Annotated in this window: 20 protein-coding genes, 1 tRNA gene, 1 pseudogene and 1 other annotated feature; of the genes and pseudogenes, 8 read left to right on the plus strand and 14 right to left on the minus strand. The window is 50.9% G+C overall.

Annotation, left to right across the window (positions count from 1 at the left end; all coding sequences use genetic code 11):
- Window positions 1-53: 53 nt before the first annotated feature.
- The 10 genes from rplJ to H6F72_RS01245 all read right to left on the minus strand — a co-directional run bounded on the left by rplJ (window position 54) and on the right by H6F72_RS01245 (window position 6,619).
- Complete coding sequence (gene rplJ / locus H6F72_RS01200) at window positions 54-590, minus strand: 50S ribosomal protein L10 (RefSeq protein WP_190431208.1); 537 nt, start codon at window positions 588-590, stop codon at window positions 54-56.
- A gap of 69 nt (window positions 591-659) precedes the next feature.
- Window positions 660-812: a sequence feature (ribosomal protein L10 leader region), on the minus strand.
- A gap of 64 nt (window positions 813-876) precedes the next feature.
- Complete coding sequence (rplA, locus tag H6F72_RS01205; RefSeq protein ID WP_190431209.1) at window positions 877-1,593, minus strand: 50S ribosomal protein L1; 717 nt, start codon at window positions 1,591-1,593, stop codon at window positions 877-879.
- Window positions 1,594-1,661: 68 nt separating this feature from the next.
- Window positions 1,662-2,087 (minus strand): 50S ribosomal protein L11, encoded by a 426-nt coding sequence (rplK, locus tag H6F72_RS01210; protein ID WP_190431210.1) that lies wholly within the window; start codon window positions 2,085-2,087, stop codon window positions 1,662-1,664.
- A 7-nt stretch (window positions 2,088-2,094) separates the two neighbouring features.
- Window positions 2,095-2,688 carry a transcription termination/antitermination protein NusG gene (nusG, locus tag H6F72_RS01215; RefSeq protein ID WP_242016747.1) on the minus strand — a complete coding sequence of 198 codons (594 nt, stop codon included), beginning with the start codon at window positions 2,686-2,688 and terminating at the stop codon, window positions 2,095-2,097.
- A 50-nt stretch (window positions 2,689-2,738) separates the two neighbouring features.
- Window positions 2,739-2,960, minus strand: a complete 222-nt coding sequence (gene secE, locus H6F72_RS01220) for a preprotein translocase subunit SecE (protein ID WP_190431212.1) — start codon at window positions 2,958-2,960, stop codon at window positions 2,739-2,741.
- 234 nt (window positions 2,961-3,194) lie between these two features.
- Window positions 3,195-3,267 (minus strand) — tRNA-Trp (locus H6F72_RS01225).
- A gap of 92 nt (window positions 3,268-3,359) precedes the next feature.
- On the minus strand, window positions 3,360-3,722 hold the full coding sequence (gene rplS, locus H6F72_RS01230; RefSeq protein WP_190431213.1) for a 50S ribosomal protein L19: 363 nt from the start codon (window positions 3,720-3,722) through the stop codon (window positions 3,360-3,362).
- An 83-nt stretch (window positions 3,723-3,805) separates the two neighbouring features.
- A complete protein-coding gene (locus tag H6F72_RS01235; RefSeq protein WP_190431214.1) occupies window positions 3,806-4,663 on the minus strand; it encodes a metal ABC transporter permease in 858 nt (285 codons plus the stop codon).
- A gap of 27 nt (window positions 4,664-4,690) precedes the next feature.
- Window positions 4,691-5,527 carry a metal ABC transporter ATP-binding protein gene (locus tag H6F72_RS01240; RefSeq protein ID WP_190431215.1) on the minus strand — a complete coding sequence of 279 codons (837 nt, stop codon included), beginning with the start codon at window positions 5,525-5,527 and terminating at the stop codon, window positions 4,691-4,693.
- A 21-nt stretch (window positions 5,528-5,548) separates the two neighbouring features.
- On the minus strand, window positions 5,549-6,619 hold the full coding sequence (locus H6F72_RS01245) for a metal ABC transporter substrate-binding protein (protein WP_190431216.1): 1,071 nt from the start codon (window positions 6,617-6,619) through the stop codon (window positions 5,549-5,551).
- 417 nt (window positions 6,620-7,036) lie between these two features.
- Here H6F72_RS01245 and H6F72_RS01250 point away from each other — a divergent pair, with 417 nt between their 5' ends.
- Window positions 7,037-9,871, plus strand: a complete 2,835-nt coding sequence (locus H6F72_RS01250; protein ID WP_190431217.1) for a pitrilysin family protein — start codon at window positions 7,037-7,039, stop codon at window positions 9,869-9,871.
- Window positions 9,872-9,976: 105 nt separating this feature from the next.
- Window positions 9,977-10,801, plus strand: a complete 825-nt coding sequence (gene map, locus H6F72_RS01255; RefSeq protein WP_190431218.1) for a type I methionyl aminopeptidase — start codon at window positions 9,977-9,979, stop codon at window positions 10,799-10,801.
- Between the two features lie 285 nt (window positions 10,802-11,086).
- On the opposite strand, the pseudogene H6F72_RS30030 reads toward map, so the two are convergent.
- Window positions 11,087-11,180, minus strand: a pseudogene (locus H6F72_RS30030) (S-layer homology domain-containing protein); the annotation flags it as partial.
- 388 nt (window positions 11,181-11,568) lie between these two features.
- Between H6F72_RS30030 and H6F72_RS01265 the strand changes: the two are divergent.
- Window positions 11,569-12,051: a hypothetical protein gene (locus tag H6F72_RS01265; protein ID WP_190431220.1), complete on the plus strand. Its 483-nt coding sequence runs from the start codon at window positions 11,569-11,571 to the stop codon at window positions 12,049-12,051.
- Window positions 12,052-12,249: 198 nt separating this feature from the next.
- Entirely contained in the window at window positions 12,250-13,317 is a 1,068-nt protein-coding gene (gene dusA / locus H6F72_RS01270; RefSeq protein WP_190431221.1) for a tRNA dihydrouridine(20/20a) synthase DusA, read from the plus strand.
- 1 nt (window position 13,318) lies between these two features.
- Here the strand turns inward: dusA and H6F72_RS01275 are convergent, their stop codons facing one another.
- A complete protein-coding gene (locus H6F72_RS01275) occupies window positions 13,319-14,083 on the minus strand; it encodes an alternative oxidase (RefSeq protein ID WP_190431222.1) in 765 nt (254 codons plus the stop codon).
- Window positions 14,084-14,450: 367 nt separating this feature from the next.
- Here H6F72_RS01275 and H6F72_RS01280 point away from each other — a divergent pair, with 367 nt between their 5' ends.
- Window positions 14,451-15,713 carry an HhoA/HhoB/HtrA family serine endopeptidase gene (locus H6F72_RS01280; protein ID WP_190431223.1) on the plus strand — a complete coding sequence of 421 codons (1,263 nt, stop codon included), beginning with the start codon at window positions 14,451-14,453 and terminating at the stop codon, window positions 15,711-15,713.
- Window positions 15,714-15,862: 149 nt separating this feature from the next.
- Window positions 15,863-16,852, plus strand: coding sequence for an AEC family transporter (locus tag H6F72_RS01285; protein WP_190431224.1), 990 nt, complete (start codon window positions 15,863-15,865; stop codon window positions 16,850-16,852).
- A gap of 20 nt (window positions 16,853-16,872) precedes the next feature.
- Here H6F72_RS01285 and H6F72_RS01290 read toward each other — a convergent pair whose 3' ends face one another.
- On the minus strand, window positions 16,873-18,225 hold the full coding sequence (locus tag H6F72_RS01290) for an efflux RND transporter periplasmic adaptor subunit (protein ID WP_190431225.1): 1,353 nt from the start codon (window positions 18,223-18,225) through the stop codon (window positions 16,873-16,875).
- Window positions 18,226-18,572: 347 nt separating this feature from the next.
- Between H6F72_RS01290 and H6F72_RS01295 the strand changes: the two genes are divergently transcribed.
- Both H6F72_RS01295 and H6F72_RS01300 read left to right on the plus strand, forming a co-directional pair.
- The gene (locus tag H6F72_RS01295) at window positions 18,573-19,688 is read left to right on the plus strand and encodes an EndoU domain-containing protein (RefSeq protein ID WP_190431226.1); all 1,116 of its coding nucleotides are present in this window, start codon (window positions 18,573-18,575) and stop codon (window positions 19,686-19,688) included.
- A gap of 82 nt (window positions 19,689-19,770) precedes the next feature.
- On the plus strand, window positions 19,771-19,938 hold the full coding sequence (locus tag H6F72_RS01300; RefSeq protein WP_190431227.1) for a hypothetical protein: 168 nt from the start codon (window positions 19,771-19,773) through the stop codon (window positions 19,936-19,938).
- Here the strand turns inward: H6F72_RS01300 and H6F72_RS01305 are convergent.
- Window positions 19,935-21,437 carry a M16 family metallopeptidase gene (locus tag H6F72_RS01305; RefSeq protein WP_370527422.1) on the minus strand — a complete coding sequence of 501 codons (1,503 nt, stop codon included), beginning with the start codon at window positions 21,435-21,437 and terminating at the stop codon, window positions 19,935-19,937. The two genes, H6F72_RS01300 and H6F72_RS01305, sit on opposite strands and share 4 nt — an antisense overlap.
- Window positions 21,438-21,492: the final 55 nt, after the last annotated feature.

The raw sequence follows: 21,492 nt of genomic DNA on the forward strand, positions 1-21,492 counted from the left end.
GAAAGTTAGAACTTGGTAAACATCCAAAATCTAAAATCCAGAAACAAAAAGCATTAAGCAGCTTGTTGGTCGTCTTTCTCAGACACAGCCTTGATGGCACGAGCCAGAGAGCCAGGAACTTCGTTGATCCCGACAGCCAGCTTGGTAGCGACACCATTGATTGCCCCAGCAATCTGAGCAATAAGCTGTTCTTTAGACGGTAAGTCACCGATCGCTTTGACATCCTCAGCACTGAGGACACGACCTTCCATCACACCGCCGCGAAGCTCAGTCTTCTTCGTGGCTTTTTGGAAATCTTGGTAGGCCTTGATGGCACCGCCAATGTCGTCCTTCACTAGCAAGAAGGCAGAAGACTGAGATGCAAGTTCAGTCATCGGTTGCCAGGTTTCATCCCCGTCAACCGCAATCCGCATCAGCGTATTCTTAGTTACTGTGCATGTCGCGCCTTTTGGACGTAAACGTCGCCGTAGATCAGTAATCTCAGCAACACTCAGGCCCTTATAGTCGATCACGAACGCAAGTTGGGCCTCGCTCAACTGTTGTTTGAGTTCCGCCACGATTGCCTTCTTATCTTCTAGCGTTCTACCCATACTTGATATCACCTCCTTAAAAAAACGCAGAATGCCAAACTTTAACCCGTCCCCTCATCAAGACAAACGTAAGCCAGAAAAAAACCCGGACGTTGAGCCGGGTTAAACACTACAGTGGTTGGTCTTCAAAAACTAGACTGACCAATTACTAGTAGAGTTAAAACCTCGGCAGGAGATTAAGCAATTTGCGCCTGCTGTCTCTGGCTTTGTTGATTCAATTGGGAACTTGTGGGTAAAACTTGTTGCTCCTCCACTCTGGAGAATTTGTTTTGATGCAGGACTAACCTTAAGCTACGTCAGTCAACTTCAAGTCTCGGAGAGCATTGATGTCTACTTCGATTGAAGGCCCCATCGTTGCAGAAACAAAAACCGATCGCCAGTAACGACCCTTAGCACCAGAAGGACGGTTGCGGTCAATCGTCTCTTGCAGGGCTTTTAGGTTAGTCAGCAAATCTTCGGTTGAAAAGTCAGACTTACCAAAGAGAACGTGGACAATTCCCGTCCGATCAGCCCTGAATTCCAGTTTTCCGGCTTTGAATTCTCCGATGGCCTGGCCTAAATCAAAGGTAACTGTACCACCTTTAGGGGAAGGCATCAAACCCCGGGGACCAAGCAAGCGACCTAATTTAGCCACTTGAGGCATCATGTCAGGCGTTGCAATCAAGACATCAAAGTCCATCATGCCCTTTTGAATCTCGTCAATCAACTCTTCCGAGCCAGCGATATTAGCGCCAGAGTTGTTGGCTTCAGCTACCTTTTCACCACGGGCAATGACCGCAACCCGAACCGCTTGTCCAGTGCCTTTGGGTAAAGCCACAGTGGTTCTCAGTTGCTGATCAGTGTATTTGGGATCAATCCCAAGACGAATGTGTGCTTCTGCTGATTCTGTAAACTTCGCAGTTGCTGTCTCTTTCAAGAGGTTGAGCGCTTCTAACGGCTCATACGCTCTTTCTTCTACTTTTTTGTTCAGCTCTTGGAGCCGACGCGATACCTTTCTTACCATTTTCTTCTCCTGGGGTGTTTAACGAAGCGTTGCTTCTCCCCCATAATTAATTGTTTAATACTCGATTTCTAGTCGCCGACCGTAATACCCATGTTACGTGCAGTGCCTTCCACAATTCTCATGGCAGCATCAACATCGTTAGCATTTAAGTCGGGCAGCTTCGTTTGAGCAATCTCTCGCAACTGAGAGCGGGTGATCGAACCAACTTTTTTAGTATTGGGTTGACCAGAACCCCGGTCTACGCCTGCGGCTTTGCGAATAAGCACAGAAGCAGGAGGGGTTTTGAGGATGAAGGTGAAACTGCGATCCTCATAAACAGAGATTTCTACAGGAACCACTAGGCCTGCTTGGTCCGCAGTTCTAGCATTGTATTCCTTACAAAACATCATGATGTTGACACCATGCTGACCGAGCGCAGGGCCGATCGGGGGTGCAGGGTTCGCCTTGCCTGCGTTAATGGCCAACTTAATGACCGTAACTACTTTCTTTGCCATTTATCTTCTAGCTCTGTTTTTGAACCTGATTAAACTCCAGTTCGACAGGAGTGTCCCGCCCAAAGATGGAAAGCAAGGCTTTAAGCTTGCTCCGCTCTGGACTCACTTCAATCACTTCCCCTTCAAAGTCTTTGAAAGGACCTGAGAGCACCAGAATTTTATCTCCGGTTGCCATGTCAATCTTGATGACTGGCTTTTGCTCTTGCGCGCGCTTGAAAATACGTTCCACTTCTGCCGCACCCAAAGGCATTGGCTTCACGTGGCCTCGTCCGCGTCCATAACGACGCTTTTGCTCAGCGCCGACAAAGTTAATCACATTCGGGGTGTTCTTGACAACCTGCCAAGTTTCATCGTCCATGACCATGCGAATTAATACATAGCCAGGGAAGACTTTTTCTTCCGAATTCTGCCGACTGCCATCTTTCCGAATCTTGACAGCAGGAGTTTGAGGAATTTCGACCTGGACAATTCGCTCGGCGACATCCATCGTTTGGACTCGCTGTTCCAGGTTGGTTTTTACCCGCTTTTCACAACCGGAAGCGACTTGAACGGCATACCAATGAGAAGCATTCGGATCAAATGACTCTTCATTGGTTTCCATATTCGCTTCTGGTGCGATGGAATTGTATGATTCATCCGATGCAGAAGTCATCAAAACACCTTTCCTGCGACCCAGTCGAAGAAGTTGTCCACCAAGTAGATGAGGGTTGCAGATAGGGTCACCATCAGCAGTACTGCTAAGGATTCACTGACGAGCTGTTGACGACTTGGCCAAACAACCTTATCTAGCTCTTCTTTGGATTCTTTGAAGAAACCAACTGCATCAAATCCTGAACTTTTCTCTTGTGTTTCTACTTCGTCTTTTTTGGCCACAATTGCCTATTCCCCTATCAGTGCAGCTATGAGCGGTTTCCCGCTTAAAGTTGGGCAACCCTGCTCAAGAAATCTGCAAGCAAGTATGCACTGTTGCTTCGCCCAAAGTAGGAACTCAATTACAATGCTCGGTGGATCGCCCAGACAACAATTCTACTCGAAAGCAGGCGGTTTTAGCCCCCGTTACCCGTTAAGGAGATACTTCCGAGTAGAACCGTCATGGTAATCATCCAGCGCGCCCTGGAGGACTCGAACCCCCGACATCAGGTTTTGGAGACCTGCGTTCTACCAACTGAACTAAGAGCGCCCAAGTTGAGCTCAGGCTCAACGCTCAGCTTTTGCATTGTAATTCTAAAGCTGCGTTGCGTCAACCTTAGAGCGGTGGCGGCTGAGCTTGATTTAGAGGGCGCGATCGAAGCGCTGTTTAATGCGAGTTGCCTTACCAACGCGACCGCGTAAGTAGTATAGCTTAGCGCGGCGCACCTTGCCTCGACGAATCACCTTGATACTATCAATGCGAGGAGAGTTTACTAGAAACACTCGCTCTACACCCACGCCTTGGAAGACGCGACGCACCGTGATCGTTTCGTTGATGCCACCATTGCGCTTGGCAATGACTACACCTTCATAGGGCTGAGTCCGCTCTTTTCCTCCCTCTTGAATGATGACGCCCACCTTAACGGTGTCGCCCACATAAATGTCAGGGAGATTCGTCTTTAACTGCTCCGCTTCTATTGAGCGGATAACTTCCTGCGCGTTCATAGGTTTTCAAAAAACTCACAGTCTCCAATAGTAACTCGAAGAAGGGCTTTCGGTCTAGTTTTTTGTTTTTAGAATTGCTTTGCTTACTGCAATTTTTCCGCATGCAGCGGTGAGGGCAAATAACGTTTTTGGCGTTGTTGGTAACGGGTCCACCCCAGAACGAGGCTAAAAACTAGGGTGGAGAGCAAGACGACGCTGGCTCCAGAAGCAATGTCAAAGTAGTAGCTAATGTAGATACCCACAAAGGCGATCGCGGCTCCTAATCCGCCGGAAAGCAGCATCATGGTGCCAAAGCGATTGCTTAAGAGGCGAGCGATCGAAGCAGGAATCACGACGGCTGAAATGATTAAAGTTACCCCCAACACTTGTAAAGTCGCCACTAGTAACGTTGCCATCATCAGGGCAAACAGCGTATCCATTGCAAAGACTGGTACGCCATGCACCTTCGCTACTTCCCGGTCAAAGCACCAAAACAGCAAGGGTCGGTAGAAGATGAAAACTAGACTGAGCAAGAGCACCGTCACGGCTGTTACGACCCAGAGGTCTGTAGGCGTAATGCCCAGTACATTACCGAAAAGAGCGGCTTCAAAACTTTGAGTAAAGCTGCGATAGGTGCTGATAACGGCAACGCCCAAGGCAAAGCTGGCGGTGGTAACGATACCGATCGCGGCATCAGAGTAGATTTTGCGGCCCGTGAGGTATTGAATCAGCAGGGCAGTGCCAAACCCCCAGATTCCGGAACCGATGTAGAAGTTGAAGCCTAGAACATAAGTAATTACAGCACCTCCCAAAATGGCGTGAGATAAACCGTGGGCGATGTAACTCATGCGTCGGGTGGTGATGTAGACTCCCATGACACCGCACAACAGCCCTGCCATCATCCCGACCCACATGGCTCGACCAAAGAACTCGTATTGAAAAGGTTTGAGCAGGAACTCCATAGTCAGTCCAGACGTTGGGGCAAGAAATTAGACAGATTTAGAAGGTAGAGATTTGTAGAGGGCGGGGGGCAGGTTGGCTTGCATTTCGTGCAGCAAGGAGGTGGCTCCACTGGCAACCAAAATCCGATCATTTTGCCGAAATACCACCATTTCACCTCGGAAGGTTCTCCCCAAGCTTTCGGGTGTGAAAACGTCTTTGGGTGGGCCTTGGCAGATCAGGCCGTGGTTGAAGCAGATCACCCAAGGCAGGTGCGTGGCAACCGAATTGAGGTCGTGGGTAGAAATCAAGATGGCTAAGCCCTGTTGTCCCAACTCGGCTAACAAGTGTAGTAGCTCGTGCTGCACATGCAAGTCCGAACTGCTGGTTGGCTCATCGAGTAACACGATTTCGGGATCGCCCACGAGCGCTCGCGCTAGAAACACTCGTTGCTGCTGTCCGCCGGATAGTTCACCGATGGGTTGACGCGCTACATGCTCAATGCCAACTCGGCTGAGTAGTTCTCTGGCCTTGGCGCGATCGCAAGCAGAGGGCCAAGGCCAAATCTTTTGTTGTCGATAACGCCCCATCATCACCACTTCTTCTGCGGTGACAGGGAAACCCCAATCTACTGTCTCTACCTGAGGAACATAGCCTACCTTGATGGGGGAAGTTCCTGGTTTTAAGCGGCGTCCCCGATACCAAACTTCTCCTGACCAAGGACGCAGCAATCCCACAATCGTCTTGAGTAAAGTACTTTTACCACTGCCTGAAGGCCCCACTAACCCTGAAAACTGGCCTGGGTACAAAGTGAAACTGACATCTGTAAAAATGGTTTGGCTTTGATAGCCACAGGCAAGATGTTTTACTTCCAGCAAAGGTTGCATGCTTTCTACCTTATGGCTTGCTTATGGCTTGGCTTTAGCGGTGGCGGTTGGTCCGACAATGTTGGCCGTTTCTAGGCTATCTACTAGGCTCGGATCACCGCCTAAGTTCTTCGCTAGGATACGGAGGTTTTCGACCATCATGCCGATGTAGGTGTGTTCAGGATTGGTATTTTCCATCGCATTGGCCGAGCCTTCACCGGGTAGGTCATCATCACTGGTATTGTCGGTTTTGACATTGGCTTCGCGGGCAATCTGCTCTTCCACTTTGCTAGGAAATACTTCCGACCCAAAGATAGCAGGGACTTGGGTAGCTCGAATTTGATCGATCAACTTAGCGACATCCTGAGCGGAAGGTTCGTTGAAGTCGGAGGGTTGAATGGCACCGATTATGTAAACTCCATATTCACGGGCCCAGTACGCCCAAGAATCGTGATAGGTCAAGAGTTTGCGATTTTCGGGCGGAATGCTGGCGACCACTTTTCGGGTGACTTGGTCGAGCTGGTCTAAGCGTTGTAGATAGCTTTTCAGGTTGGCGGCGTAGTAGTCAGCTCCAGCGGGATCTAGAGCGGTGAGTTGCTCAGCAGCTTGCTGAGCATATGCCGCTGCATATTTGGGGTTGACCCAGAGGTGCGGATTGGGCTTACCGCCTGCTTTAGGGAAGCTGGCATCAAAGATCCACTGGTCTTGTGCGATGGTGTTGGTACCCACTTCGTAGATTTTCGTCTCTTTGGGCTTAGCAGCCTCAGCCAACTCTAAGGTAGGGACTTCTAGCTGTAAACCATTCGCAATAACTAAATCAGCTTGCTTGATCAACTCACCATCGGAGGGACGAGGTTCAAAGGTATGAGAGTTGGTTCCTTCTGGAACAATGCCTCTGACATCAGCGCGATCGCCCGCAATATTGCTGACGATGTTCGTCAAAGGAGCCACCGTGGTGATCACAATTGGCTTATCTTGAGACTGGCGATCGCTCGACTGGCTAGATTGAGCGGAGGAGCTGGCAGGGGCTGAACTAGGAGAAGTGGCAGTCTGAGTTGGGTTGCAGCCTAGCAGTAGCAAACTCAGAAGTGGCAGAACGACAAAGGGCTTCATCCTGGCTTTCCTTCACGGGGGGCATAGAGAATTAGAGCTTTAGCTTGCTTAAACAAGCAATGCCCCGCTGGGGCATCTGAGCGCTAATTTTTCGCTTTTTAAGAATAAATTTGCTTTTGTTTTGCCTAAAATCTCTCTAAAGAAAGACTTTAGGTGAAGAGATCCAAGCAATGTTATTTTTTCGTGTCAAGTTAGTCACAATGGCCTGACTTCCCCTTGGTTTGAGTTATGAGGAAAAGCGCGGCGAGGAAGAGCGCAGCGATGGGGAAAAGCGATCGCAATTGCCTGATCAGACTGCCTCAGGCTGAGTGTGAGAGAAGTGAACTAGAGTAGATGTCAGGCTCACGCAGCCCTACCTAGCTGAATTTTCAGTTAAGGCGATTCGTAATTAGTGCAATTATTGCATCGTGATTTCTCATGTCATTGTCAGCTTTTGTGCGTCGCGCTACCGGGCCTGCTTTACTCGCCCTTTGCTTAACCACTGTTTTATTGATTTCAAGTGAAACTGCCGCTACCTTGGCACTTCCCAGCGTTTCTGCCACTCCTAATGCTAAGACTAAGCCTGATATGAAGTCGTCTTCTAGTGTCATGCCTGCTGCTTCCTTGACTCAAGGAGTAAGAAAAACTGTCCTAGGTAACGGTTTAACGGTTTTAACCAAAGAACTGCACACCGCTCCTGTTGTCAGCGTGCAAGTGTGGTATCGGGTTGGTTCGCGGGATGAACAAGCAGGTCTCAATGGGATTTCCCATCTGCTGGAACACCTCATGTTCAAAGGAACCAACAATCGTCCGATTCAGTTTGGGCGTTTGTTTAGCGCGCTCGGCAGTCAGTCTAATGCATTTACCTCCTATGACCAGACGGCCTATTTTGGCACTGTAGAGCGAGACAAGCTGCAAGCGCTGCTAGTTTTAGAAGCAGACCGGATGAAGAACGCGCTAATTAATCCTGAGCAGCTCAGGAGTGAAAAGCGAGTGGTGGTTTCAGAGTTGCAAGGCTATGAAAATGAACCAGGTTACCGCTTAGAGCGAGCGGTACGCAGAGCTGCATTTCCCCAAGAGGCTTATGGTTTGACGATTGGCGGCACTAAAGCGGATGTGGAGAGCTTTACGGTTGAGCAGGTGCGAGACTACTACCGCAAATACTACAGTCCCAGCAATGCCACGCTAGTAATTGTGGGAGATTTTGAGACTGAACCCACCTTGCAAATTGTCAAATCAGCTTTTGGGCAAATTCCGAATCAGGAGAAGCTGGGGACCGCAAAACCCGTACCAGCGATCGCCCCAACTACGCCAAAACCTGTCGCTACTCAGGCACCGATTATGCTGCGAGAGCCAGGAAGTGCCGCTCTGCTGCAAGCAGTTTATCCATTGCCTAATTTGAGCCATCCAGATGTGCCTGCACTCCAAGTCATGGATTACATTTTGACCGGAGGCCGTAGCTCTCGTTTGTACCAAGCTTTGGTGGAGTCCGGTTTAGCCAGTGAAGCGGGTGGCTATGCTGCGAACTTACTCAGCTCTGGCTGGTATAGCTTGTCTGTGACCGCAGCTCCTGGCAAAAAGCTGAGCCAGATTGATCGAGTTTTGCAGCGATCGCTTGCCAATCTCCAAGATAAGCCCGTGAGCAAGGCAGAACTCCAGCGAGCTAAAAACCAATTACGCGCTTCCCGGCTGCTGCAAAACCGTGATGTCACGAGTCAAGCCATGCAGCTAGCCGATGACCAAAGCGTCGCGGGAGACTACCGTTATAGCGATCGCTTGTTAGCCGCGATCGCCCAAGTCAGTGCAGCGGATGTGCAGCGTGTCGCCAAGACTTATTTCCAGCCCGCTAGCCGTACCGTTGGCTTCTTTGAACCGACTCAACTGCAAGCAGACGCCGGAGCGACTGGAGCAGGAACGACCCAAACGACCGAAAATCTTGGTACGGGCAAACCCGTTGATCCGGCGGAACTAGGGCGATATCTACCCCCCTTAGAGACAACGACCTCTAAGAACAGCCAAGCCTTGCCAGAAGCAATTACGCTGAAAAATGGCTTACGCATCCTCTTGCTACCAGACACCAGCACGCCAACGGTTACGCTCAGTGGTCACATTGCCGCTGGCACCGAGTACGACTCCAATGAGAAAGCAGGACTGGCTGACTTAACTGCCGAAAACGTGATGAACGGCACCAAAACCAAAGATGCCTTGACGTTGGCTGAAACGCTGGAAGATCGCGGAGCTGACTTAGCCTTTGATACCAATCGCGAAGGGGTGACGATTGATGGCGATGGCCTAGCAACCGATCTGCCGTTACTGGTGCAAACTTTGGCTGATGTCGTACAAAATGCTTCCTTCCCTGCCGATGAGGTGGCGTTAAGTCGGCAGCGAGCTTTGAGCGACTTGCAAGAGCAATTAGATGATCCCCGCTCCCTGGGTCGTCGCCAATTTCAGCAGGCAATTTATCCAGCGAATCATCCCTTCCACAGCTTCCCTACCCCTGAAAGCCTGAGGCAAATTACCCGTGACGATGTAGTGCAGTTTTATCACACGCATTATCGACCGGACAAAACCGTTTTGGCTTTAGTCGGGAACTTTGACCCTGCACAGGTGCGATCGCTCCTGAAGCAAAAACTAGGAACTTGGCAAGCAGCTGGGCAAGCTCCGAAACTCAATTTCCCAACCGTAGCTGCTCCCGAAAAACCGACTTATTTAGCGGCTCCTTTGCCCGGAAAAACCCAATCAGTCACTTACTTGGGCTACCAAGGGATCGATCGCCAAGATCCCCGCTATTACGCAGCTTTAGTGCTAAATGAGATTTTGGGAGGTAGTACGCTTTCTAGCCGACTCGGAACAGAAATTCGCGATCGCCAAGGACTGACCTACGGCATTTATAGCTATTTCCAGGCTGGCACCTCGGCAGGACCATTCTTGATCTCAATGCAAACTGCACCCGAAGACTCGCAGCAGGCGATCGATAGCACGTTGGCTTTGCTGAACCAAATGCGTGAGCAGGGAGTCAGTGCATCTGAAGTCGCGATCGCGAAGCAATCTTTAGCCAGTGGCTATCCGGTGGAACTGGCTGACCCTGAGATTCTCTCTGAGCAAATTCTGCTGAATGAGGTTTATGGCCTCAAGCGGGAAGAGTTGCAGCAGTTTAGCGACAAGATTCAAGCCGTGAGCGTTGAACAAGTGAACCAAGCCATCCAAGAATTGCTCCAACCGGATCGCTTAGTGGTAGTGACCGCAGGTGCACCAGCCGCAGCCGCCCCCTAAAAAATTAGGACAGCAGAATTAGGACAGCGATCGCTCTGCTGTCCTAGAGCAAATTGGGTTAACTTAGATCTAAAGATCAGCTCCTATCAGTACTCCTCGATCTCCATGAACATCCTCAGCAATTTGATTCCTCAAGCGTCTCAGCCACCCCGTGTTAAGCAACGTCGGGGAATCGAGATTAAGTCTCCGCGCGAAATTGAGATTATGCGGGAGTCAGCCAAAATTGTCGCGACCGTGTTGAAAGAAATCTCCCAAATTATTCAACCGGGGATGACAACTGCTGACTTGGATGCTCATGCAGAAAAGCGGATTCGCGAAATGGGAGCTACACCCAGCTTTAAGGGCTATCATGGCTTCCCTGCCTCCATTTGCTCCAGCATCAACAACGAAGTGGTGCATGGGATTCCTAATGCCAAAAAGGTGATTCGCACCGGAGATGTGGTCAAGATTGACACCGGAGCTTACTTCCAAGGCTTTCATGGTGACTCTTGCATCACCATTGGCGTGGGAGAAGTGACCCCAGAAGCGGCTAAGTTAATCCGAGTGGCTGAAGAAGCCCTTTACAAAGGCATTGAGCAAGTCAAAGCGGGCAAGTACCTACTAGACTTGGCGGGTGCGGTGCAAGACCACGTCGAGGCGAACGGTTTCGTGATCGTAGAAGACTACACCGGGCATGGCGTAGGTCGTAACCTGCACGAAGAGCCTTCTGTATTTAACTTCCGCACTCGCCAAATGCCCAACGTAAAGCTGCGGGCAGGCATGACCCTAGCGATCGAGCCGATTCTGAATGCTGGCTCTAAAGTCACCCGCACCTTGCAAGACCGCTGGACCGTGGTGACGGTAGATAACTCCCTCTCAGCCCAGTTTGAGCACACCGTTTTGGTGACTGAAGACGGCTACGAAATCCTCACCGATCGCACCAAAGTCTAGACTTTAAACGAACCTTTAGACGAACCAATAAAAGAGCGATCGCTTGCGACTAGGGTTCTGGAGGGCGATCGCTCTTTTATGGCTCTATAACCTGATGAGTCTATAGCTTGGGGCCGTGTCTCAGTGGTTGACGAGGCCGAGTCATGGTTTTGGTAGAAATGCCATCAACGCGGCTCGATAAATCTTTGACCTGAGCATTTAGCTCCCGTTGCCGTTCAATCAGTGCTCTAAAGTCGGCCTTGGTCGCTAAGTTAGCGCGGTTTGTCGGGATCTGCTGCTCGATATTATTCAGGCAAGCATTTAAGCCAGCCGCAAATTCGTAGCGAGTCACGGGGCGATCGCCGCGAAAGGTGCCATCCGGATATCCAGAAATGCAGCCAGATTGAGGTTGTGGATTGCTGCTAGGAGCATTCGCAGGCGCAGTTTGAGCTAGAGTTTGGCTGGGCAAGGAGGCGATCGCTGTTACTCCTAATGCGATCGCTATTCCCAAAGAAGACCTGATTGCCTGACCAACAAACGCAACTCTAGACATCGCTGCTGCTCCTTGACACTAATTCCACCTTATCTGATCAGAATTTGATTGGAGGCCGAGAGTTCCCATCATCTTGCCGTGGTCGGAAACCACTGGCCCTAGTCCCGCATTTATACTGACCTTTTCCGTTGTACTTTGTGCTCAAGTGCTGAAGATACGTAGATGCCGCGAGGCCGTCTTTGCGCCTCAGCATTTCTATAAGTCAGTCGTACTTTAGTTCCTGTCAGAATTGATCATGTTAAATACTTTTGCCCAGCACCTCAATCTTGCTACTACTGATGTTGAAGCTTTGCTAGCCTGCAACTTGTCCGAGTTGTTGGCAAACCCCGCAGTTCAACAAAAGCTAGCTAGCCTGAATGTTGAGCTACTACGGCAAACCTTACCCACTGCAGGTCAAGTCTTAGCAGAGAACCTGCCCCCGTTCTATATCTGGTTGAAAACAGAGCTAGATGTGAAGCGGGTGCCAGATAGCCCTGACCATGCCACTCGCTGGGTTGTCAACTTCCTCAACAACCAAGAAAGCTTAACCCGCTTAGTCGAACTGCACCAACCCGTGCCCCGTCCCGCCATGGAACGCTCCATCCCACGGTTAGTCAGCTTATTTGATGATGTAGAAGACACCAGCATTCGCCAAGAATGGCAAACCGCGATCGCCGCCCTATGCTTAGTATTAGCAGTCGGAGCCCGCGAAGCAGACAAAACCGCTGTTGCCTCTTAAGCTTCAACTCCTTGCACTGCCCCCTCAGTCCCCCAATACTAGGGGAAGCTGGATTCAGAAGTTACAACTATATCCGTACCTTTCTGGAGGAGGTCTGGAGGACGCAGCCGTCCTTCAGCGGGGGTTTGGGGGCAAGCGCCCCCAAGGGTTCGGCTCTTCAGCAGAGATGAAAAACCAGAGGAAACATCCCTCAAACCAATGACCGCTTTCAGCACAGCACCCGTAACCAACTCATCCCACCGCGATCGCGCCCCCATCGGCAACCCCCTCAGCGTCGCCCCCATGATGGATCGCACCGATCGCCACTTCCGCTACTTCATGCGGCAAATCACCCAGCGAACCCTGCTGTACACCGAAATGGTGACGAGTTCCGCAATTTTGCACGGCGATCGCGAACGATTACTAGCCTTTTCCCCCGAAGAAAAACCCTTAGCGCTGCAAGTGGGCGGAGATAACCCCAAAGACCTTGCTATCTGTGCCCAAATTGCCGTCGACCTAGGTTACGACGAAATCAACCTCAACGTCGGCTGTCCTAGCGATCGCGTCCAAAATGGTAACTTTGGCGCTTGCCTGATGGCCCAACCAGAACGAGTGGCCGATTGTGTCGCTGCCATAATGCAAGCAACGAGCATTCCAGTCTCCGTCAAGCACCGCATCGGCATTGATGATCGCGATCGCTACGAGGATATGGTGGAGTTCGTCCAAACGGTTGCTGCCGCAGGTTGTGAGCGCTTCACCGTCCATGCTCGTAAGGCTTGGCTGCAAGGGCTTAGCCCTAAAGAAAACCGCGATATTCCCCCCCTCCGCTACGCAGACGTGCATCGGCTGAAGCAAGACTTCCCCCACCTATTCATTGAGATCAACGGCGGTTTCACTAGCTTGGCCCAGGTGCAAGAACAGTTGTGCTCGGTGGATGCGGTGATGATTGGTCGTGCTGCCTACGATCAGCCTTATCTGTTTGCCCAAAGCGATCGCCTGATTTACGGCGAAGAAACCAGCCCTTCCACTCGTCAGGAAGTGGCTGAAGCGATGTTGCCATACATTGATTTCTGGACGGCTCAAGGTCTGAAACTTCACAAAATCACCCGTCACATGCTGCAACTGTTTGCGGGGCAACCGGGAAGCCGAATTTGGAAACGACATCTCACAGAAAATTCTTGTCTCACAGGTGCTGGCTCTGAAGTCGTCCGTGAAGCTTTAGCGCTGGTATCCAAAGGCGCAACCGCTAGGATGCTTGCAGAGGTCAGCCATTCAAGGAGCGATTGATCTACCTCATCTCGACAGATTCAGTCTGGGATTCTTGCGCTAACTGCTGTGTAGTAGCCGCGATCGCCACCTGCGTAGCTTCTGGTAAAGCAAGCTTCTCAGCACTGTGCGGGCTTTGGAAGGTTGCTTGAGCGTCGGTTTGCTGGCAAGCAATCATGGTTTTGACATGCTCTAGCTCATCATCTCGCACTGCCACAAACACATCATAGAGCGTCTCAATTTGGGGACGGCGCTGCTCCGAACCCAGCGACATTTGAAACTCATCAAACAGGTACATATCACCTTCCAAGTAGTACTTGGTGGCAACTTCAGGTGCGGGCTCGGCCTTGAGAGCCGCCTCATGTTTTTGTAGAAAGGTGTCGTAAGTCTGGTAGGCATGTTCTTCCACCAACTGCATAAAGTGATAAGCGGTTCGTGGTGAAATCATATAGACAGGCACCAGAATCCAGTAGTAGACAAACGCCCCTGCTCGCGCTAGCAATCGATCGAGCCAAAAGCGATCGCCTCCTAGTGCTTCCGCAATCAGGAGATGGTGCAACTCGTTCCAAGCTTCAGCGAAGTGAATTTTTAACCAATCCGATTTGCGCCACCAGCCCATCGTTTCGTACAGATGCAGCACTGACAGGTAGGCAAAATAGGGCACCCGCGCCACTGTTTCCAGCACGAAAAAGCGACGGTAGACCTGTACTGACAAATCAGGGCCATCGTCCTCTCTATAGAAGGTATTCAACACAGCGACCAGCAAGTTAACCAGCAGGCGAATCATAAAGCGAAATTTCTACAGCTTCTTCTATGAAACTGATGGAACCGTAACTCGCATCAATATTAGGAAGGAACTCAGGCTGTCATGCAATAGTTTTGGTATTTCCGGATACAGAGCGCTGATAGGCCGTGAAATATTCAAGTTTTACGGGTGGAAAAATTAGAATACGAAGGTAGATGCTTGGCCGTTGCCGTCATCATCCCTAGCCCCAAAATAGGTAAAAATTATGCTGCTACCAGAGCATAATTAACGTTGGGGCTGTAACAGCGTTTGCTGCGTTAGGGGTGTCATGGTCACACCGAGTGTTTTGTCATATCTTGATTTTGTTTTGCAGTTTTAATAAGCGATCGAAGAACCTGGAGGAATTGTGATGTCGTCCTCGGAGCAACGCTTTTTTCCGCTTCGTCAAATTAGTAGCTACGCCCTGGTGATTGTGTTGAGCGTTGCTTTGACTTTGGCTGTGCTGTGGACTTTTCCCTCAGCTTGGCTTCCCAAGGTTTCAGCGCTGATCAATCAAGCCACGCAGATCAGCTCTGCTACCGTGGAAGCTCCTGCTCCTGCGATTGCCCCCGATGTCGCCCCTAATATCGCGCCTAGCCAAGAAACCAGCCGTAATTTTGTGGCTGATGCTGTGAATCAAGTCGGGCCAGCCGTGGTGCGGATTGACACCGATCGCACAATTACCACTCGTCCAGCAGACCCCTATTTTGATGATCCTTTTTTTAGTCCCTTCTTTGGCGATGGCTACTCACGAGCACCACAGGAATATCATCAACGAGGTCAAGGCTCTGGTTTCATCATCGATCGCAATGGCATTCTCTTGACCAATGCCCATGTGGTGAGTGGAGCAGATACGGTTAGCGTGACGCTAAAGGATGGTCGTACCTTCAAGGGAGAAGTGCGCGGTATTGATGAGCCGTCTGACTTAGCAGTGGTGAAAATCAACGGCCAAAACCTGCCTGTGGCTCCGCTGGGTAACTCTAGCGATGTGCAGGTAGGGGATTGGGCGATCGCCGTCGGCAACCCCTTAGGTCTAGATAACACCGTCACCCTAGGCATCATCAGCACCCTCAACCGTTCTAGCGCTCAGGTGGGCATTCCAGACAAACGCCTCGACTTTATCCAAACCGACACAGCCATTAACCCTGGCAACTCTGGTGGACCGTTGCTAAGCGATCGCGGTGAAGTGATTGGAATTAACACCGCCATCCGCGCCGATGCTCAAGGCATTGGTTTTGCCATTCCCATCGATAAAGCCAAAGCGATCAAAGATGTGTTGATTCGCGGCGGCAAGGTACCCCATCCCTATATTGGAGTGCGCTTGCTCACCCTTACCCCAGCACTGGCGCAAGAATCTAACCGCAACCCCAATTCTCCTTTTACGGTTCCAGAAGTGAATGGCGTTTTGGTGATGCAGGTGATGCCCAATAGCCCAGCGGCAGCAGCAGGTTTACGTCGGGGTGATGTCATTACTACTGTGGACGGCCAATCGGTCAAAACTGCTGAGCAATTGCAGCGATCGGTCGAAAAAAGTCGGGTCAATCAGCCTTTACAGTTGCAAGTGCAGCGGGGTGAACAAACTCAGCAACTATCCATCCGACCGGGAGATTTGCAAGATGCGCCTCGTTCCTAAATAAAATGACCTTGAAACTTAAGCCCCAACCCCTTCCCTGGCTGACAAGGGGTGAGAAATTCAAAGTTCCTCTCTGGAGCGGCGAGGGGTTTTGGGAGCGGTCAGCCTGGTAACCAACTACGGTTCAATAGCCCTACCGAGTCCTTTTTATGCTGGATACCCTGTTCCGTGCTTACACTCCGTTGCTGATTTGGCCAGGGTTAGGGCTATTGCTCCTCCGGTTCGTGCCTGAGCGGTTTCCTCAGTTGTTGGGGCAAGCCTTGTATTGGGTGGGGGTGCCTTTACAGTTACTGGTGCTCGGACGACAAACTGAGTGGTCCGATCGCGTTGGCTTCATTCCAGCGGTAGCAGTCGGGGTGTTGTTGTTGAGCTTGGGGTTATCCTTAATTTTTTGGTGGACTGCACAAAGGCAATCTAGCTTCATAGAAATTACTGCTGACTCAGCTCCGAGTCCAATCACCTCAACCTCTAGCAGCGCCACAGTATCTCCCAGAGCAAGGCTCGGCAGCTTTATTTTGGCGGCGATGTTGGGGAATACGGGCTTTGTTGGCTTAGCTCTGGCCCAAGTATTATTTGGCATCGATGATCTAGGCTGGGCAGTCCTGTTTAGTGTCACTAGCAATGTGGTGGGCAACTACGGCATTGCTGTGTTTATTGCTAGCTACTTTGGCCACAGCGCGACTAAGAATCATTGGTGGATTCAGTTGCGGGATGTAGTAACCGTTCCGAGTACCTGGGCTTTTTTCTTAGGATTTAGCACCCGTTCAATTGTGCTACCAGAGGCGATCGCGACTGGCCTGGATCAAGCGGTTTGGGTCGTGATGGCTAGTGCTTTGTTACTCGTCGGGTTACGTCTCGGTTCTATTAAAGGCTGGCGCAGTCTCCAACGTGCTATCTTGCCTACCCTACTAAAAGTTTTGATTGTGCCTGGGTTGGTGGGACTAGGGGCAACATGCTTTGGTGTAACAGGAGTGCCTCGATTGGTTTTGGTGCTGATGTCGGGTACACCCACAGGGTTGTCGGTGCTGATTTTGGCGGAGGTTTATAATCTCGATCGCGAGTTGCTCACAGGTAGTATTGCTCTCAGCTTTATCGGGTTGTTGTTGGTACTACCACTCTGGCTGACCTGGTTTAGCTAGCACTCGTTAGTTATTTCTTATTAATTATTCTTCTGGTCGCCTTTAGTTTTGGTGAAGTCTTCTAGCTTCTTGTTTTCTGGTAACTCAACAAACACTTTTTCACCTGTTTCTAACCCCTGCAAAACCTGAGTTTGGTTGCCAATCGTAGGACCAATGGTGACAGGTTTAAAGGTGGGCTGATTTTTGGCATCGGTCACTAAGACCCCAGTTTGGCCTTCCTGAGTCACGATCGCGACTGTCGGAACGACCAAGGCTTGATCCAACTGTTTGCCTAAAAAGGTGAGATCAACATTCATGCCCGAGCGCAGCTTGTCTTTCCCCGTCACCAAAGCGACCCGGATTTGGAAAGAAGTTACGTTTTGCTCCTTAACCGCCGCAGGGGCAATCAAGCGGACTTTGCCCTGAAACACTTGATCGGGAAAGGCATCGGCCACAATCTCCACACCCTGCCCTTCTGACACTTGGTTAATATCTACTTCGGGCACTTCAGCGAGCACTTCTAGTCCACTGGCGAGAGCGACGACGGAGGTAGAGGTGGCGGAGGAGTTAGTCGAAGCGGAGGTAGTAGGGGTGACAAACGCTCCTGCTGTGGCGTATTTCTGTGTAATGATTCCGGCGAAAGGGGCACGCACAGCCGTATCGTCGATCTGAGTTTGCACGGCTTGAACTCGGCCTTCTGCTTCCCGGACTCGCGCCTCGGCCACGGCAATATCTTCTGGACGCGAGCCGTTTTGCAAATCTTCTAGACGTCTTCTGGCTTCTCGCACGCCTGCTTGGGTTTGTTCGACACTGGCTCTGGCTCGGTCAGCTTCACTAATCACTTCGTCCAGGCGATCGCGAGAAATAGCTCCCTCTGCGGCCAAACTTTCGTTGCGGCGGACGCGATCGCTGGCGAGAGCTAGTCGAGCTTCAGCTTCACGCACTTGGGCTTCGGCTTGGGCCACGCTGGCTTGCACCTGACCAATTGCAGCAGTCGTATTGCCAACGCGAGCCTTGGCTAGGTTAGCTTGAGCTTGAGATAAATTTGCCTGAGCCTGAGTTAGCTCTGCTTGAAAGGTGCTGTTGTCCATCCGGGCAACCACATCGCCTGCTTCCACGCGATCGCCTTGCTCGACGTACAGCTCTTTGACAATCCCGGCTGCTTTGGGGCTGAGATTGACGCTTTGGATGGGGACTAGCGTGCCGTTAGCAGTAATGCGGACCCGCAAATTTTCAGCTTGCACAGGCACAGTCAACTCGGAAATATCTTCTCGGGGAGCTGCGGCTCGGTTCACGAGGAAGGCAGTTCCGGACACACCCAGCACTCCAGCCACAATTAGCCCCAAGATCCAGGGGGTCGGTTTCTCAACTTTGCCAATTATGGGCAGTTGCATGGAAATGCTCCTAGGAAGTAGCCGCTCGAAATAACCACAAAGACAAGGCTGCGCCCAGCATGGAGAAGGCACGAAATTAAAAGGTGCAATATCCCAATACGCTAGGGCGCAATATTACAAAGTGTGACATATCTTAGCCTGGCATTGATGGGGCCTTACTTCATCCTACTAAAGGGAGTAAAGCCGCAGGCTCAGGCTAGCGATCGCCCTGTTGCTCACCCTAGCTGGTGAGTTAACCCATCTAATTCTTGAGCTAGTTTAAGCATGCTTCCGGAAGAACCGGAGAGATGGAAAATGGTGAGCAGAAAATTCTTGCGCGTGTTCGTCTACTTAACTGAAATTTATTTATGAAACGACAGATCAATCAACTTCCCTTTACCGCTAGTTTGGCGCTTGGAGCCGTCTTGTTTAGTCTGGCTATCAGCAATCTGGCGATCGCTCCAGCCCAAGCTCAAGTGCTGCAATCCGGAACTCTAATTATCACTCAGACCTGCTCAGCCACCAGAGCGATCAATGGCCCCAACCCAGGGAACACCAGAGTCGCGAAGAATCAACGCTATCAAGTGATTGGATTTAATAGCGCCGAGCGGCGATTTGTCTTAATTAAAGTCCCTAATGCTAATCCTGAGCGCCGTTGGGTTAGTGCTAACTGCGGCACCTTCCAAGCAGGTTCGGCTGCTAATGGCAACGCCCCAAATGGCAGTACTAGTGAGACGAGAACTCGCCCCTCCAATCCTAGCAGTACAACCCTGCTTCCCTTCTTTGATCAATCCAACAACTTAGAAGTACATCGCTTTCCCGCAGGTCGGCCCGCCGATATTACGCCACCAGCACCTAGCTTGACCGCCTTTGACCAAGCCGTGTTGCAGACTTGTGGCCCCATTGGCAGTACAGTCAATGCCAACCGCTTCAAGCAGCTAATGGCTAATCATCCTGAGGTGCTGCGCCAAATTCAAACCGCTGTGGGGGGTGAACTTCTACCCGGACGGAATACGCAAGCGGAATTTCTCGATGATCTCACAGCAGCCTGGTCAGATCGGGGTGGGTTCGAACATATCTTTTGCGGGGAGCTAGAAGGCCCACAGAAAATTGGTGGGCTACACTTTGTCGGTCGCTACCTACAATTGCAAAACGAGAAGATAGGGGGCCGCTTAGGTAACAACCTCAACCGCGAAGAAGTAGAGCCCGGCGTGCTTTATACCTTAGGAGTGGTGGTTAAGCGAGGCAACCAAACCTGGACCGATACGATCAAAGGCTACCCGCTAATCAGCGATGCTCAAGAGATGTTATTAGACGCAACGAAAGCCTTTAAAGTCCGGGGCAACGCTCAGGGAGCCTGCTTATATCAAGTTCAAGACCAGCTCACGGGCAAATCTTACCAAGCTGTGTTTGTCAAAGATCGCAATGCCATTGTTACCTTTTATCCCGATGCCACACCCAGCGGCAGACCTTGCCGTAGCTAAGGTGCATCTTTAGGGCGAGGAGAAGCCATAAAAGCTTTTAGGGGTTTAGCATTTGAGCCAAATTGGGGAGCCAGAAACGTGAATGAGTGCTCCAAATGCTAAACCCTTTGAGGGCGATCGCAGTCAACAGTGCCTCATCAACTCCTTTGGGCTGGGTAAAGCATTCAGTTTTGAGTTGATGGTCTTTGCTTCTAGCTCAACGGCTGAATGCTTTACCCCTACCGACACCTCTATCACAGGCTACTGCTAGCTTGCAGCTTTGGGTTCTGGGATAGTGATGTCTATGGGAGTGACTTTGACCTTGGGGCCGAGGCTCGTTAAAGGGGGCGCGATCGCTTTAGCGTTACCCACCACTAGCGTCACAATATTCTCTGGTTTGAGATATTTTTGAGCCACTCGCTGCACATCAGAACTGGTGGTTGCTTCCACCCCGCGCTGATAGCGGAAGATAAAGTCTGCTGGGTAGCCGTAGTACTCATAGCGCATTAATCGCGAGAGAGTTTGTTCTGGGTCTTGGAAGTTGAACACAAACGAGTTGAGCACTGAGTCCTTGGCATAAGCGAGTTCCTGGGTGGAAACAGGAGTAGTGCGAATGCGCTCAATCTCTGCCATAACCGACCGAATAAAGGGCACGGTGGCATCCGATCGCGTTTGTCCCCCTGCTAGGAATACACCTGGATAATCGTAGCGAGCACTCCAAGCTGAATAGACCGAATAAGCCAAGCCCTGGCGCGATCGCACCTGATTGAATAAGCGTCCACCAAAGCCATTTAGTACGCCATCCATCACTGTTAGGGCTGGATAGTCAGGGCTATTGAGTTGGCCGCCCAAGTGCCCCACTTGCACATAACTTTGGGTCAATTGCGGTTGATCGACTAGGAAGACCCCACCCTGATTAGCTTGGGTAACCGTTGGTAAAGTCGGCTTGATCGGTTGCGTAGCTTGCCAATCACCAAACTTGGCCTGAATCAGCGATCGCATTTGTTTGCTGTCAAAGTCACCGACAACGCCCAAAATCATGTTGTTGGGGTGGAAGTAGGTTCGGTAAAAGCTCAGCACATCATCCCGCGAAATATTGTCGAGGGTGGCGTATTCCACAATCCGAGCATAGGGGCTGGTTTCTCCATACAGCAACTGTTCAAACTCTCGACCCGCGATGTCGTCGGGAGTATCATTGCGTCGAGCAATGCCGCCTCTGGTTTGAGTTTTAGCGAGGTCTAGTTTGTCTTGGGCAAAGGTGGGCTGACGCAGAACCTCAGTGAATAAACCAAATACTTCTCCCAAGTCTTCTGCCAAGGCATCAAAACTGGCACTGCCTGAGGCGGCGCTGATGCCTGTCTCCACAGAGGCAGCCAGTTGTTCTAAGCGTCGGTTCAGGGTATCGGCGGGATGCTGCTGAGTGCCTCCAGTGCGAAGGACAGTCCCGGTCAATCCGGCTAAACCTACCTTATCGCTCGGTTCTAGGCGATCGCCTGTGCGAAATAAAGCCGTCCCACTGACGAGGGGCAACTCATGGTCTTCCATCAAGTACACAATGATGCCGTTTTTGAGTTGAAAGCGGCTGTACTGAGGAATTTGAACTTCTGGTAGGGGAGGGAAGTTTAATTCGGTGTAGTGTTTGGCGGTGAGGGCTGAGGCAGGCGCAGGCCTCAATGCTAGAAGGAGCAGCGTGAGGAAAGCGAACCCTACGGCCAAACGACGCACAAATTTTCTGCCAAGGCTGCCTTTAGGCAACTGAAACTGCCGCACGATCAATCGAGCCTCCTGTGGCTATGAATAAAACTGAACATAAGACGAAGAACGG

This window comes from Trichocoleus sp. FACHB-46 (genome assembly GCF_014695385.1).
Classification (GTDB): domain Bacteria; phylum Cyanobacteriota; class Cyanobacteriia; order FACHB-46; family FACHB-46; genus Trichocoleus.